Origin of the sequence: Chromobacterium sp. LK11 (assembly GCF_001043705.1) — a bacterium.
GTDB lineage: Bacteria > Pseudomonadota > Gammaproteobacteria > Burkholderiales > Chromobacteriaceae > Chromobacterium > Chromobacterium alkanivorans.
Map to the genome: position 1 here is coordinate 24,433 of NZ_LDUR01000003.1, position 14,084 is coordinate 38,516.

11 protein-coding genes are annotated in these 14,084 nt (G+C 65.6%); 2 read left to right on the forward strand and 9 right to left on the reverse strand.

Annotated features, from left to right (window positions below):
• Positions 1 to 12: 12 nt before the first annotated feature.
• A complete protein-coding gene (locus VK98_RS01525) occupies positions 13 to 1,608 on the reverse strand; it encodes an FAD-dependent oxidoreductase (RefSeq protein ID WP_048412361.1) in 1,596 nt (531 codons plus the stop codon).
• Between the two features lie 30 nt (positions 1,609 to 1,638).
• Positions 1,639 to 3,552, reverse strand: coding sequence for a thiamine pyrophosphate-binding protein (locus tag VK98_RS01530; RefSeq protein ID WP_048412362.1), 1,914 nt, complete (start codon positions 3,550 to 3,552; stop codon positions 1,639 to 1,641).
• 494 nt (positions 3,553 to 4,046) lie between these two features.
• Here VK98_RS01530 and folE point away from each other — a divergent pair, with 494 nt between their 5' ends.
• Together folE and VK98_RS01540 are read left to right on the forward strand one after the other, a co-directional pair.
• Entirely contained in the window at positions 4,047 to 4,742 is a 696-nt protein-coding gene (folE, locus tag VK98_RS01535; RefSeq protein ID WP_048412363.1) for a GTP cyclohydrolase I, read from the forward strand.
• A 94-nt stretch (positions 4,743 to 4,836) separates the two neighbouring features.
• Entirely contained in the window at positions 4,837 to 5,262 is a 426-nt protein-coding gene (locus tag VK98_RS01540; RefSeq protein WP_048412364.1) for a BLUF domain-containing protein, read from the forward strand.
• 169 nt (positions 5,263 to 5,431) lie between these two features.
• Here VK98_RS01540 and VK98_RS22615 read toward each other — a convergent pair whose 3' ends face one another.
• From VK98_RS22615 to VK98_RS01575, 7 genes are all read right to left on the reverse strand, one after another.
• A complete protein-coding gene (locus VK98_RS22615; RefSeq protein WP_053077167.1) occupies positions 5,432 to 6,649 on the reverse strand; it encodes an MFS transporter in 1,218 nt (405 codons plus the stop codon).
• A 104-nt stretch (positions 6,650 to 6,753) separates the two neighbouring features.
• Positions 6,754 to 7,959, reverse strand: a complete 1,206-nt coding sequence (locus VK98_RS01550; protein WP_048412365.1) for an ATP-grasp domain-containing protein — start codon at positions 7,957 to 7,959, stop codon at positions 6,754 to 6,756.
• 80 nt (positions 7,960 to 8,039) lie between these two features.
• Positions 8,040 to 9,011, reverse strand: coding sequence for a cupin-like domain-containing protein (locus tag VK98_RS01555; RefSeq protein WP_048412366.1), 972 nt, complete (start codon positions 9,009 to 9,011; stop codon positions 8,040 to 8,042).
• Between the two features lie 20 nt (positions 9,012 to 9,031).
• Positions 9,032 to 9,739 (reverse strand): carboxylesterase, encoded by a 708-nt coding sequence (locus VK98_RS01560; protein WP_053077168.1) that lies wholly within the window; start codon positions 9,737 to 9,739, stop codon positions 9,032 to 9,034.
• A 63-nt stretch (positions 9,740 to 9,802) separates the two neighbouring features.
• The gene (locus VK98_RS01565; protein WP_048412367.1) at positions 9,803 to 10,408 is read right to left on the reverse strand and encodes a GNAT family N-acetyltransferase; all 606 of its coding nucleotides are present in this window, start codon (positions 10,406 to 10,408) and stop codon (positions 9,803 to 9,805) included.
• Between the two features lie 20 nt (positions 10,409 to 10,428).
• The gene (locus tag VK98_RS01570) at positions 10,429 to 12,066 is read right to left on the reverse strand and encodes an AMP-binding protein (RefSeq protein ID WP_053077169.1); all 1,638 of its coding nucleotides are present in this window, start codon (positions 12,064 to 12,066) and stop codon (positions 10,429 to 10,431) included.
• Positions 12,063 to 14,081, reverse strand: a complete 2,019-nt coding sequence (locus tag VK98_RS01575; RefSeq protein WP_048412368.1) for a class I tRNA ligase family protein — start codon at positions 14,079 to 14,081, stop codon at positions 12,063 to 12,065. Before VK98_RS01575 ends, VK98_RS01570 begins: the two co-directional genes overlap by 4 nt.
• Between the last annotated feature and the right edge of the window lie 3 nt (positions 14,082 to 14,084).

The window sequence follows — 14,084 nt, forward strand, 5'->3', positions numbered from 1 at the left end:
GTAAACAGGTTCTCAGACCAACTTGGCCAACATCATGTCCGCGGTCTGCAAGGCCCCCTCCACCCAGCCCTGAGCGTCGGAATAGGCTTCGCCGCACACATACAGCGGCTGGCCGTCCAGCGGCTGGATGATCTGCCGCTTCACCTCCCAGCTCTTCACTCCGATGTTCCAGCTGTTCCAGCCGCCGCCGTAGGGGTCGTCGCCCCAGTCGCGGAAGGCGGCGTTGCGCACCTTGGGCGTGTAGGACAGGCTGTGCATCACCGTCAGCTGGCGGGTGACTTCCTCGGTCATCATCCGCGGGGCCTTGTAGCGGTGCCAGCTCAGCTCCTTGGCGCGCACCTGGTCGTCCGCGCCGATGAAGGGATCGGCCAGCTCGGCCACTTCCAGCCCCTTCTTCCAGGCGCTGTGGCGGCGGCCGCGCAAGCCATCCCAAAAGCCGGTGTTGTCGCCGTCGTCGTAGCTGGCCAGCAACATGGCGTGGCCGTGCAAGGCGGGCAGGCCGTTGCTGCGCGGCCAGTAATAGGTCTGGCGCACCGGCAAATCGGTGACGGAGCGGCCGGACTTGACCGGCACGTAGTCGCCGTCGGCCGTGCTGTAGCCGGTATTGAGCCACCAGGGGCTGTTGTAGGTGGTGAACAACTTGAACAGCGGCCGCGGCGTGACGCTGGCCGTCAATTGCTGGAAGCGCGCGGCCTCCTGCAGCCAGGGGCTGGTGGCGGACAGCAGTTCCAGCGCGCGGCGCGGCATCGCCAGGATCAGGGTTTTGGCGGACACGGTCTGGCCTTGCGCCTGGAACTGGAAGCCCTGCCCGCTGCGCGTCACGCCGCTGACCGGCGCTTCCAGCCTCACCTCGCCGCCGGCCTGTTGGAACAACTGGGCCAACACCAGCGGCACTTGCTGGAAGCCGTTGCAAAAACCCATGTATTGCGCCGACACGCCGAAGTCGGACAGAAACCAGGGGATGGCGTCGGCGGCGTTCCAGTTGCACAGCGTGGTGTCGTAGCCGCCGGTGTCTTCGGCGTACTGATAGGCCTCGCCGGTGATCACGCGGAACAGCACGTTCCAGAAGCCCTGCTGGTACAGCGGCACGCCGCCGAAGCTGGCGCTCTGCGCCATCAGCCGGCGCTCCTCCTCGGTCAGCGATTTATTGGTGATGCCGGGCACGATCTGCTCGATGGCGTCGATGATGACGCCGCCGCCGGTTTGGCCCCGGTCCAGAAAGTTGAGCCGGTACGGCACCTTGTCCGGCTCGGTGGTGAAGTCCTGCAAGCGCAGGTAGACGCCGCGCAGATAGGCGATGTTTTGCGGCTCGTCCACCGGGAAGCGGTAGAGCTCGATCTGCTCCGGCGCCGGCAGCAGCGCGTTCAACTCCTGGATCAGGTCGTAGATCAGCGGCTGCACTTCCGGCAGGATGCGCATGCCGCCCAGCTCCGCCACCATGTCCGGGATGTCCGGCGGCCGCACCGACAGCAGCCGGCCACCGATGTGATCGCTGGCCTCGAACACCGCGATCTTGAGCTGGGGATAGTGTTGTTGCAGCCGCCAGGCGCTGTACACGCCGGACACGCCGCCGCCGACAATGGCGATGTCTATGTTTTCGCTGGCCATTTTGCTTGTCCTCGCTGAGTGGGGCCGGGATCAGAAGATCACCGGCACATTGGCCGGCCGGCCGTTGTCCGTGTTGCGCTGGACGTCCCCGTCCGGCACGTGGAAACAGTCCAATCGCGGCTGATGGCGGTAGCGGGCGTTGGCCTGCTGCGGCGTCGGCGGCGGCTGGTCCAGGCCCACGGTCTGCATGTCCAGCACGTAGGCGCGGCCGGCCAGCGCGTGGTCCAGCCCGCGCCGCACCGCGGCGCGCACCGCCTCCGGATGGACCACCACCTCGCCCTCCATGCCGCCGAAGGCCTTGGCCAGCGCGACGAAGTCCGGCTTGGGCCGGTGGATGCGCAGGTATTCCGGGTCCTGGGTGCGCGCCTGCCAGCCGTAGCCGGGCGCGTCGCCGTACATCGCCTCCACTTGCTGCAGCCCCATTTGCAGGGTGTGGTATTCGTGGTTGTTGGTGATGATGTAGAGCACGCCCAGCTGACGGTGCTGCGCGGTCCACCAGGTTTGCGGGTAGAACAGCGAGGAGCCGTCGCCGGTGGCCGCCACCACGAAACGGGTGTCTATGCCCTGGCAGCCTTGCGCTTCCAGCTTGATGCCCAGGGTGGCGGGCATGGACCAGCCCAGCGAGCCGCCGCCGACGCAGTAGTAGCTGATCGGCGCGGCGGCCTCTTCGGTGAAGGGCAGCAGGTATTGGAACGGCGCCGGGTCCGACACCGCCTCGTGCACGTAGACGAATTGCTTTTCCAGCCGGCGTTCGCTGATTTCCAGGCGCAGCGCGTCGGCGATCACCACCGCCCAGATTTCTTGCTGCCGCATCGCCTCGCGCAGATAGACGTCCCACTGCAGCCGCCGCGCTTCGGACTTTTGCCGCAGCGACAGATTGCGCTGCCGCGTGGCCGCCGACGGCTGCTCGCCGATCTCCCGGTTCAGCAGCGGCAAGGTGGCCTTGATGTCGCCGAACAGCGCGCACTCGCCGTAGTAGTTCTTGCCGATGTCCCAGCTGTTGTTGCTCAGGTAAACCTGACGCACCGAGGGCGGGATCAGCGGGCCGTCGCTGTACTTGAACACGGTGACCTGGGCCTGGTTGCTGAAGCCGCACAAGAAGGCGACGTCGTGGCCGGCGAACACTTGCTGCAGATCTTTCTGCCCGCCGGGCAGCTCGCCCTGCCAGTGGTAATCGCCGTTGGGAAAGTTGGCCAGGCTGCTGAAGGTTTGCAGCGACACCGGCGCGCCTATCAACTCCGCCAGCGCCTGCAGTTCCGGCCAGGCTTCGGCGTAGCCGGCGGCGTCGCCCACCACGATCAGCGGGTTGGCCGCCTCGCGCAGCATGGCGGCCGCCTGGCGGATGGCGTCGGCGTCGGCGACGAAATGCGGGGAGATGCGGGTAATGCCGGGCAGGCGGTCGCCGTCGCCGATGCGGCGCATGGTGAATTCCCAGGGAATGGCGACGAACACCGGGCCGTTGGGCGGCGCCATCGCCTCCTTGAAGGCGCGCTGCAACACCATAGGCAGTTCCTGCTCGGTGCGCACCTCATGCGCCCACTTGGTGTATTGCCGCGCCAGGTCCACCAGATTGGAGGCCAGCAAAGGCTCCTGGGTGACCAGCTCGTTCTGCTGCTGGCAGCACAGAATCACCAGCGGCGCCTGCGAACGCCAGGCGTTGAACAGATTGCCGATGCCGTGGGCGATGCCCGGGGTGACGTGCACCACCACCACGCCGGGCTTGCCGGTCATCCGCGCCGAGCCCATCGCCGCGCCCATGGCGATGTTTTCGTGCAGGCACTCGATGTACTCCACCTGGTTTTCCGGGTAGGAGGTGCCGTCGATGATGGGAATTTCATTGGTGCCCGGCACGCCGAAAATGCGGTGGATGCCCAATTGGCTCAAGGCGTCGAACACATAGTCCCGGGCCCAGCGTTGCCGGCCGGTTTGCGCTTGGCTGTCCATACCGTACTGTCTCCAGATGAGTTGTCCTTGTTATGTGAGTGGTAATCCAGGCCGGCGGAAATACAATCCGGATCATTTCTGTGTCGAAAACGCCAACACGCGCCGACGGCGCAGCCGCCGACGGGCGCGCCTCCGGCGCGGCAAGGCTCGCGCCGGCGCGAAGGGAGCCGCCGCGCCGCGCGCGCCCCAGTCCGAAAGGACAGCAAGATCGGCTGCGGCCAGCCGCCGGCATTGACTTTGCATGCCCGTCAAATTAAGGACTTCCCGCGTCAAGCCCTGACGGGCTAAGGGTTTCTACTAGACGCATCGGCTGCGGATGCGCTCCGGCGCTTGTGCTAACATGGAGCGTTCCTGTCGCATCGGTCAGGCTCCAACCACGCCGCCTTCCGGGGAGGCGCCCACCGCCTGCCCCGCCCCAAGTCATGCGCAATGGATAGAGCCGCCAGCCATGGCGGCGCCAAAATGATAAATAAGCATCCGAGACTGCCAACACAATGAACAAGACCAATACCGTTGACCATCTGCCGGTCTCACAGCGCATCCGCAGCCGCCTGCAGCAAGCCGGCGTCCGTTTTCACGCCAACGACAATATCGCCGCCCACATCGAGGACGGCGAACTGGACCTGCTGCAATCCGAGGTTCAGGAAAAACTGAAAGCGGTGCTGGAAAGCCTGGTCATCGACACCGAACACGACCACAACACCCAGGACACCGCCAAGCGCGTGGCCAAGATGTTCATCAAGGAAGTCTTCCGCGGCCGCTATGTGCCGATGCCGGCCAGCACCGAGTTCCCCAATGTGGAAAAGCTGAACGAGTTGATGATCGTCGGCCCGATCACGGTGCGCAGCGCCTGCTCCCACCACCTGTGCCCCATCATCGGCCGCGTCTGGGTGGGGGTGATGCCCAATGAGCATTCCAATCTGATCGGCCTGTCCAAGTACGCGCGGCTGATAGACTGGGTGATGACCCGTCCGCAAATCCAGGAAGAGGCGGTGTCGCAGATCGCCGACCTGCTGATGAAGAAGCTGCAGCCGGACGGCCTGGCCATCGTGATGGAGGCCGACCACTTCTGCATGCACTGGCGCGGGGTCAAGGACAGCAACAGCAAGATGACCAATAGCGTGATGCGCGGCTCCTTCCTCAGCGACGCCAATCTGCGCCGTGAATTCCTGTCCTTGATGCATAAATAAGGCGGTCGCCGGCGGCAAGCCGGCGCGCAGCGGCTAAGATGAAAACGAGGCCGCGCCGATCCGGCGCGGCCTCTTCGCATCCAAGGGGAGACTCATGCTGGTACGCCTGACCTACTGCAGCCGCGCGCACAAATCGATAGACAGCGATCTGGTGGACGACATCATGATCGCCGCGCGCAAATACAATCCGCCCCAGGGCATCACCGGGGTGCTGTGCTACAGCAAGGATGTGTTCGTGCAATCGCTGGAAGGCGGCCGCGCCGAGGTCAATCTGCTGTACCAGAAACTGGCCCACGACCCGCGCCATCAATGCCTGACCCTGCTGGACTACCAGGAAGTGGAGCAACGCCGCTTCGCCAACTGGAGCATGGCCGAGGTGATGATGGAAAAGCTCAACGCCTCGCTGCTGCTGCGCTATTCCGCCCAGACGCGGCTGGACCCGTTCAGCCTGCCCGGCGCCAGCACCGCGCTGTTGCTGGAGGCGCTGGCGGAGGCCGGCAGCACCCAGATCCGCCACTGAACCGGTTTACGCTCTGCCGCGCGTCGCGCAGAACGTGTTTACGATTTCGCGAGCTAAGGCGAGACAAGGCGAAAACCGCTGAGAAAGCGGAATGTACAAGTGGTACATGAGCATTTCGAAGCTGTTTTCAACGCCGTATCGCCGACGCGCAGCAGATCGTAAACAGGTTCTAAGCCGCGCCGGCCGCCAGCGAGCGCAAACCGGCGCTGGACTCCTGCAACACATAGGCGACGGCGATGCACAGCAGCGACAGGCCGGTGAGCAGCAGCCAGAACTGGCCGGCATGGCCGTAGTCCGCCATCCAGCGGTACACCGCCACCCCCATGCCCCCGCCCAGCGATTCCCCCAGCGCGGTGCTGATGGACAGCACGCTATAGCCCACCGCGCGGCTTTCCTTGCCGATCAAGGACAGCAGCAGCACGTCCATGCTCGGCGCGAACATCATCTCGGCGAAAGTGAACAGCAACACAAAGGCCAGCGCGCCGCCATAGCCAGGGAGAATGAAGGGCATGATGAAGGCCAGCGCGAAGGTGGCGTAGGAGGAACGGACGATGCCCAGCGGCTTGCCGCCGCTCCAGCCGTGGGCCAGATGGGTGACCGGCAATTGCAGCGCGATCACCAGCAAGGCGTTCAAGGAGTACAACCAGCCCAGCTTGCCGGGCAGCGCCAGCGTTTCCGAGACATGGAGCGCGAGCACATTGAACAGCTGGCCGTACAGCAGCCAGCATAAGAAGTTGATCAGCAGAAAGGGCGCCATGCCCGGCAGGTAGAGCAGATTCCAATAGGAGCGGAACGACGGCGCGCCGCCGCCGGGGCGTTTCATGCCCAGCTTGGTGAAATTCAGGAAGGTCACCACGCCGGCGATGCAATAGGAAACGGCGATGCCGATCAACACCAGTCGGTATTGCCCCTGGGCCACCAGGAACAGCGCCAGCGGCGCCGCCGCCGCCGCCGCGATATTGATCCCGATATAGGTGATGGAAAACAGCTTGGCGCGGTTGTCCATCATGTCGCTGGTGGCCGCGGCCAATTGCTTGCTCGCCAGCGCGTTGATGGAAATGCCGGTGCCGGACAGCGTCAGCGCACAAGCGGTCAGATAAAAGCCCTGGGCTGAATACAGCAGCAAGAAACCGACGGCGGCCATGCCGCAGCCTATCAACACGGAATGCGTCGCCGCCATCCGGTCCAGCCACGGCGCCAGCGGTATCTTCGCCGCCTTGGTGGTCAAGGTGAACAGGATGACCAGCATGGCGATCTGTTCCGCGCTGAACCCGCCCTTGTTGAGAGTGACCACCAGGGTGGAGACCAGGCCGTAGTAGCCTAGATAGGTCATGATGTAATGCGCGGTGATGTACAGCACGCTGCGCCGGACCGGATGCGAGTTCATGCTTGCCTGTCTTTGATTCGGATGGATTCAAGAAACGGTTAAAGTCCGCCGCGCGGCGTGAAAGCATGCGCGACGGACTGGCCTGCCGGCAGGATCTGCGACCCCTATTCCTCGGCCAGCGGCTCCCAGGCCACTTGCACCGCGTCGCGCGCTGCCTCGGCGTTGGCGACGGCCTGCTCTATGGTGTCGCCCACGCACAGCACATAGCCCTGGCGCGAGTTGGACGACTTCAGCGTGTCGTAGCGCTTGCCGGCTTGCAATTGGCAATCCAGCCGGACCACGCCCGGCGCGCTTCTCGCCTGCTCGATGCCGCGCACGTCCAGGATGCGGGCGTTCTCGTAGGAGAAAAAGCGGATGGCGGCGGCCTGGGCCACCGGCTTGCGCTCCGGCCGCGGCGAATCGGTCAGCACCGCCACGGTTTCGCCGGTGAGGTTGACGCCGCTGACCATCTCGCACATTTCCCAGATCTGGTCGCCGCCCACCCGGGTCTGCGACTCGATGATGCGGGGGCCGGACGGGGTCAGGCGGATCTCGGTGTGCGCGGGCCCGGTTTTCTGGCCGATGACGTCCAAAAAGCGGGTGACCAGTTCCTTGACCGCCGCCTGCTGCGCCTCGTCCAGCCGCGCCGGCACCTGGTGGCCCAGCTCGATGAAGCGCGGCAGCGCCGTGGTTTCCTTCTCGGTGATCATCGCGATCTGATGGCGGCCGTTGATGGAGATGGATTCGACGCTGTATTCCGGGCCGTGCAGGAATTCCTCGGCCAGGATGGGGCCGTCCATCACCGCGCGGGAACCGTTCCAGCGCGCTTCCAGATGCGCTTCCGCGTCAACGAAGAACACCCCTTCGCTCAGGCCGCCGGCAAACGGCTTCAACACCATCGCTTCGCCCTTGAGCTCACGGAAGAAGACCCTGGCGTCGTCCACGCTTTGGCAAACCCGGTACTGCACCGGGCTCAGACCATGCTGGCCCAGCAGCTCGCGCATCTTGATCTTGTCGCGGGTATGCAGCACCGCCTCCAGGTTGTCGCCCGGAATGCCCAGCTCGATCGCGCATTGCGATGCCGGATGCAGGCCGTATTCGGTGAAGGACACCACCGCGTCGAACGGGTCCCTGGCATGCCAGGCCCGCGCCAGCAACAGCACCTCCTCCATATCCTCGTAATCCATCACCGCGTAGCGCGTGGCCGCGCGGTACTGCCGCTCGTTGACGCGCTCCAGGGTCTGCATCATCGAATAGCGGACGCCCAGTTGCTCCAGTTTGTCCAGCGTGTGGTCCAGTCCCCCGACGACCAGCACGTGCGCTTGCTTCATTCTCTTCTCCTCTAAGAGCCTATTCATAAGATTTTGAACAGACTCTAATTTAGGTATGTCCTGGCCAGGCCGGCGCCGGCTCAAGGCCTCAGTTTCGACAAATCGATGCCCATGCGCTTGGCCCAGACCCGGTTGCGCATCATCACCACATTGAACAGCTCCGGGTGGGTGAGCTTGACCTCTTCCGGGTTGAGCGCCAGCGCCAGCAATTCCGCCATCCGCTGCCGGATGTGGGTTTGCAGATTGGCCTGGTCCAGGCATTTGCGGCCCAGGCCTATCGAGTTGCTCAGCAGCTTGATGCGGTGGAACCACAAGGCGGGCAGGTACAGCACATCGCCGGGCTTCAAGGTGCATTGCATCAGTTGGGTGGCCGGGTCTTGGGCCAGCGCGGCCAGGTCCGCGCCGCCGTCCGCCGTTTCCGCCAGCTTCGCCTCCGGCCCCATGACGATCCAATGTTTCTCGCCCACCAGCTGCACATGCATGACATCGATGGTGTAGGAATCCTGATGCAGCCGGGTGACGCCGCCGCGCTGGCCCAGCCACAGCTGGTGGTTGGTGGAAATGACCTCGCCGTACAAATCGCGGCGAAAATCGTACTGGGCGATGTCCATCTCGGGCAGATCCGCGGCCAGCTCCGGGCGGGAGGCCTTGTAGTACCATTCCTGCAGATAGATGGGCTGCGTGTCCGGCCCTTCGTTGTTCATCATCATGGCCACGAATTCGGCGAAGCTGGCCTGGGCGGAGCGCTGGCTGCTATAGCTGTTGACCACCACCGGCGTGTCGCCGCAGCGCTGGGCCAGGCGCTCGAAACTCCAGTTGCGCACCGCCGGCCAGTCGGCGGCATAGCCTTCCAGGATCACCGGCCGCTGGCCAGCGCGGTACTCCCGATCAAACGCCTCCTTGCTCAAGCCTTTGCGGCGTTCGATGCTGGGCGCCTGCCGCAAGGCCTCGGCCACCGGGCCGTTCGAAAAAGCGTTTTCAACGATATCGATGCTGGCGACATCGCGCCGTTTCAAGATGTTCTCTTCAATCAGAATGGGAGCGTTTTGCATGGATTCCTCCAATGGGCTTATCAGCGAGCGCGCGCTTGCAGGACAGTGTCTCGTATCGTTTTCAGCAGCCGCGGCCGCAGCGCGTCCTGGTGCGGCAGCCAGCGATGGATGAAATGATCGCAGTCGTCCAGCCAGACGATGTGCTTGCTACGGGCGTTCCGGGCCGCCGCCAGGTAGCCGTCCAGCGCCTCGGCGGGTACCACCGCGTCGTTCCTGGCGCCGATGATCAGCAAGTCGCCGCCGAATTCGCCGATGCCGGCATAGGCCGGCGAGTCCGGATAAGAGCCCGGCCGGGCCAGGCTGCCGTCGAACTTGGATTCGACGGCGTCGGCCGGATAGCAGGCCGGGCAGAACAGCACCAGGCAGGCGGGTTTCAAGACGGGCGCGAGCCAGGCGGCGAGATGACCGCCCATGCTGGTGCCGATCAAGGTCAGCGGCTCGCGCTTGTCCAGGTGCTCCGCCGCCGCCAGCACTTCGCCGTAGCGGCGCTGCAGACATGATTCTTCCATCACCCCGCTGCTGTCGCCGTTGCCGGAGAACTCAAAGCAGACCGAGCCCAGACCATGCGTGGCCAGGTGGTCGATCACATAGCGTATGGTGTGCCGGTTGGACATGTGGCCCAGCCCGTGCAGGGTGAGTATGCTGCTGGCCGCGCCGGCTTCCGGCTGCACCCGGGTGGCGGCCAGCCGCTGCCCGTTGGCGTCAAAGGTGAAATCTTCCGTTCTCATGTTCAAGCTCCCGGGAAGGCGGGGCCTTCCTGTTCCGATGGCTGATGAGGGGGCGGCTTCCGCTCAAGGCTTGGCCGCGGCGGCCAGCGCCGCGAAGCGTTCGTCGCGAACCTGTTCCCACTCCCGGCGCAGCACGCTGTAGTAGATGACATCGCGGCGGCGGCCGCCGGGCATGAAGTTGAAGCTGCGCAACACCCCCTCCTCCGTCGCGCCGATGCCGGCCAGGCCGGCGCGGGCGCCGGCGTTGAGCACATCGGTCTTGAACTCCACGCGCTCGCATTCCAGCGCCTCGAAGGCGTGCTTGAGCAGCTCGAACTTGACCGCGCGGTTGATGCCGGTGCGGCGCGCGTCCCGGCACAGCCAGGACCAGCCTATCTCCAGCCGCCGCTCGCCCTCGGCCAGATTGCCGTAGGCGGTGCTGCCGACGATGCGGTCGGTCTGGCGGTCGATGATGGCGAACACGATGCGCGTGCCGTTGAGGGTGTCCTGTATCGCCTGCTCGATGAAGCGTCCCAGATCGTCCGGCGTCTGGATGCGGGCGACGAAGTATTCCCAGATGGCGGGCTCGAATACGATGCGCTCGAAAGCCGCGTAGTCGCCGATCTGAATCCGGCGCAGACGCACGCGTTCGTTTTCCAGGGTGAGGTCTTTCAGATTACGCCAGGTCATGGCTTGCTCCTTGCATGGGTTTAGGCGGGGTCGCGGTTCAGGGAGGGCTGCGGCGTCCGGCAATCCCGCACATACGCCGCCGCCTCGGAAAACGCTTCCGGCGTCCGCGCGTGGCGGGCGTAGATCTCGTCCAGTTGCGCCGCGTAACGCTGATAAATCAGTTTGCGCTTGGGCTTGAATTGGGAACTCAGCAGGCCGTTCTCGATGGAAAACGGTTCCTCGGCGATGACAACGGCCAGGATGCGCTCCTCCTGAAACAGCCCCTGATTCATCGTCGCGACATGCCGGCGCAACGCCTCCGCGTCCGCCGCGGCCAGGTCCGGGGACAAAATCGCCGTGACAAAGGGCTTGCCGGTGCCGTACAGCACCCCTTCCCGGATATGCGGGTGCTGGCGCAAGCCCTCCTCTATCGGCCGCACCAGCACGTTACGGCCGTTGGTCACCGTAACGATGTCGTCGATGCGGCCGTGGATGTACAGGAAGCCGTCCGCGTCCAGATGGCCCAGGTCCCAGGTCTTGACCTCGGCGCTGGGCAGGAAGCTCTTTTCATTGATCCCGGGATCGCACCAGGTATAGCGGCAATTGACCGGATGGCGGCTGGCCACGATCAGGATGCCGTCCTGGTCGAAGCGGACGCTCTTGCCGGGCAGCACCTGGCCCACGCTGCCCAGGCGGAAGGCGCCCGGGTGGTTCTTGGCGACGATGCAGGCCTCATTGCTGCCATAGCCCTCGTACAGCGGCACGCCGGCATGATTGAAGAACTCCAGCACGTCCCGGCTGGCCGGCGCGGAACCGGTCCACAAATAACGAACGCGGCCGCCCAGCGCGGCCTGGATCTGTGCGCCGCGCTCGGCGGCCGCGCTGTCTCCGTGCCGGCTCAGCAGCCGGCCACGCAGTTCTTCGTAAAACCCGGGCACCCCCATCACCACCGTAGGCGCGCAGGCGCTGGCCATGTCCAGCGCCTGCTCCAGATTGGACAGCGTGAGGTCATGACCGTAGACCAGCGCCGAGTAGATCCAGTAGCGTTGCTGCAACAGCACCAGGCGCAGGAACACCAGCAGATTGTCGCCGTCCCGATGCGCGAACAGGGTCTGCGTGTCATTGATGGAACTGTTGGCGCTGGCGACGGTGGCCTCCAGCCCCTTGGGCGCGCCGGTGCTGCCCGAGGTGAACTTGATCGCGAAGATGTCGGCCGCGTCATAGCCGGCGTGCATGGGCGGCTCGGCGGCCTCGGTCTCGGCGCCCTCCGCCCAGGCCTGGATCTCGGCGATGTCGAAAAACGCGCCGCCGCTGGCGATGCCTTCGGCGAACAGCGCCTTCAGCCCGTAGATGTCGACGATCTGTTCAGGCCGGTAACGGCCGGCTTCGAAACCCGCGGTCACGCCGCCCAGCTTCAGGATGGCCAGGTCCAACAGCACGAACTCGATGCGGTTCAGCGACATCACGCCGATGCGGTCGCGCGGTCGCAAACCCAGCGCTCGCAAGCGGCGGGCCACGCGCGCGGCTTTGCGGTCCAGCTCGGCCAGGGTCCAGACCCGCACCTCGTCGTCCTGGCGGAAACGGATCACATGCCGCTCATCGTCGCAGCGGCGCAGCGCGATGGCGTTGATCAGGTCGACGGCCTCGCCGCGCGGCGCTTGAGGAATCAGCCCGCTCATGCCTGCGCCTCCCGCGGGCCGGCCGGCTGGCGCAGCGGCGTGAAGAAGCGCTGCTCCGCCAGGTCCAGGGACGTGCCCGGCGGCGTCAGCGTCGCGCTATCCGGCCAGACGTCGACGCGCTCCATGCCCAAGGCGCGGCCCAGGCGCTGGGCGAAGCGCGGCAGCAAGGGGGCGGCGGTCTGGGCCAGCAGCCGCGCCGCGGCCAGTTCCAGCGCGATCGCGGTCCGGTACTCGTCGCGCAGCGCCGGGTTGCGACGGATGCGCTCGTTCGATTGGGCGAAGCGCAGCGCGCCGGCCACCAGCGCGTCCAGTTCCTCCGCCACGCGGTTGAGCGAGAAACCATCGGCGCCGTAATGGATTTTCAGGCTGGCCAGCCGCTGGTTCAGCGTGTCGAAATAGGCGGTGTGCGCGGCGGTCCAGCTGCCGGCGTCCGGCGCTTCTTGCTGGAAATCCTGCCGCAGGCGCTCGCCCAGGCCGGCCAGCCAGACCTGCCACTGGCCCAGCAGCGTCCCTTCCACCCGCGCGTGGAAATCGTCCAGCGTGAAATTGGTGCGCTCCTGTTCGCCGCGGGTCCGCGCCAGGTAATAACGCACCGCGTCCACGCTGTCCGGGCTCAGGATATCCTTGCCCCATACCGCGTGCCGGCGGCTGGTGGAGAACTTCAGGCCGTCGAGAAGATAAAACTCGTTCTCGTTGTAGTCGATGTCGCAGCGCCAGTCCGGGAAGGCCATCCGGTACAAGGCCGGGTACAGGATGGAGTGGTAATAGCTGTTGTCGTAGCCGAAGAAATGGACGATTTTCCAGTCCAGCTGCGGCTGGTCGGCTTTCCACGCTTTGCCCAGCCGGCCGCCCAGCGCGGCGATGCCGTGCAGAAAACCGTAAGCCATTTCCGGCCACACCCAGATCACCTGTTCGCCCTCGACCTCCTCCGCCGGCGGCACCCCCCATTGCGCCGGGTGGGTGATGGGCACCCAGTAGTCCTTGCGCGCCAGCACCCGCTCCGCCAGCTGCTGCAAGCGCGGCGACACCTTGCCCAGGCGCTGATGCTGCTCCACCGCGTCCTTGAAGGCGGATAGATTGATCATGTAGCGGCGGATGGCGCCGGTGACCGGGGCCGCGTCCGACAGCCGCGAGCGCGGCGCGTCCAGGTCCACGCAATTGTTGGGCTCGCCGCACTCCTCGCAGATATTGCCGCCGCAGGGCGAGCCGCAGCTCGGGCATTTGGCGGCGACGTCCACCTCGTACAGATAATCGCCGGTTTCGGCGTCGAACAGCGCCGCGTCCGAGCGCAGCTCCGCGCCGCCCCGCACCAGCCGCGAGAAGAAATCGCGCAGGCCGGCGGCGTAGCCGGGGTCGCGGGTGGTGACGGTGTATTGATCCAGATGGATGTCCATCAGGTCCAGCGTGGCCTTGATCTCCGCCGAATAATGGCTGGCCACCCGCTGGGGACTGCTGTCTTCCTGGCGGGCGCGGCCCACCACATAGCTCTGGTAATCGTCGCTGCCGGTCAGGTGGTAGGCCTCGTGCCCGCTGGCGCGCAGGAAGCGCACATAGACGTCGGCGCCCAGATAGGGGCCGGACAGATGGCCAAGATGCAGGTCGCCGTTGGGCGTCGGCGGCGTGGAGAACACGAACACCGGACGCCCCTGCAAGCGCGAGGCGCCGTTGTCCCGCGCGGCGGCGGCGCGCCGGGCCGGGTCCCGCCAGTAGAAGTCGCAGAAGCGCAGCGGCTGCGTGCCGGTATTGCGCAGCACGTGCATCTCGAACGGTTTGAACAGCGCCAGATGGCCGGCGCTCACCGGCTGGCGGCGGCCGTCGGCGTCGATGACGCCCTCGCCGCTGAGGATCAGGAAGGCCTCCAGCTCGTCGTGCTTGTGCGGCCGGCTTTCCCCGCCCGGCTCGACGACGCCGTAGGCCAGGCGCAGCGGCTCCCCCTCGCCCAGGCCGGCGATGGCGGCCATTTCGATGCCAAAAGCGGGCGCCCGCTGCGCTTGGTTCAAGTCAATGATGTCCATGGT

Excerpts from the sequence above, each read along its gene's own strand:
- VK98_RS01525 (WP_048412361.1), bottom strand. The coding sequence starts at position 1,608 with ATGGCCAGCGAAAACATAGACATCGCCATTGTCGGCGGCGGCGTGTCC.
- VK98_RS01530 (WP_048412362.1), bottom strand. The coding sequence starts at position 3,552 with ATGGACAGCCAAGCGCAAACCGGCCGGCAACGCTGGGCCCGGGACTAT.
- folE (WP_048412363.1), top strand. The coding sequence starts at position 4,047 with ATGAACAAGACCAATACCGTTGACCATCTGCCGGTCTCACAGCGCATC.
- VK98_RS01540 (WP_048412364.1), top strand. The coding sequence starts at position 4,837 with ATGCTGGTACGCCTGACCTACTGCAGCCGCGCGCACAAATCGATAGAC.
- VK98_RS22615 (WP_053077167.1), bottom strand. The coding sequence starts at position 6,649 with ATGAACTCGCATCCGGTCCGGCGCAGCGTGCTGTACATCACCGCGCAT.
- VK98_RS01550 (WP_048412365.1), bottom strand. The coding sequence starts at position 7,959 with ATGAAGCAAGCGCACGTGCTGGTCGTCGGGGGACTGGACCACACGCTG.
- VK98_RS01555 (WP_048412366.1), bottom strand. The coding sequence starts at position 9,011 with ATGCAAAACGCTCCCATTCTGATTGAAGAGAACATCTTGAAACGGCGC.
- VK98_RS01560 (WP_053077168.1), bottom strand. The coding sequence starts at position 9,739 with ATGAGAACGGAAGATTTCACCTTTGACGCCAACGGGCAGCGGCTGGCC.
- VK98_RS01565 (WP_048412367.1), bottom strand. The coding sequence starts at position 10,408 with ATGACCTGGCGTAATCTGAAAGACCTCACCCTGGAAAACGAACGCGTG.
- VK98_RS01570 (WP_053077169.1), bottom strand. The coding sequence starts at position 12,066 with ATGAGCGGGCTGATTCCTCAAGCGCCGCGCGGCGAGGCCGTCGACCTG.
- VK98_RS01575 (WP_048412368.1), bottom strand. The coding sequence starts at position 14,081 with ATGGACATCATTGACTTGAACCAAGCGCAGCGGGCGCCCGCTTTTGGC.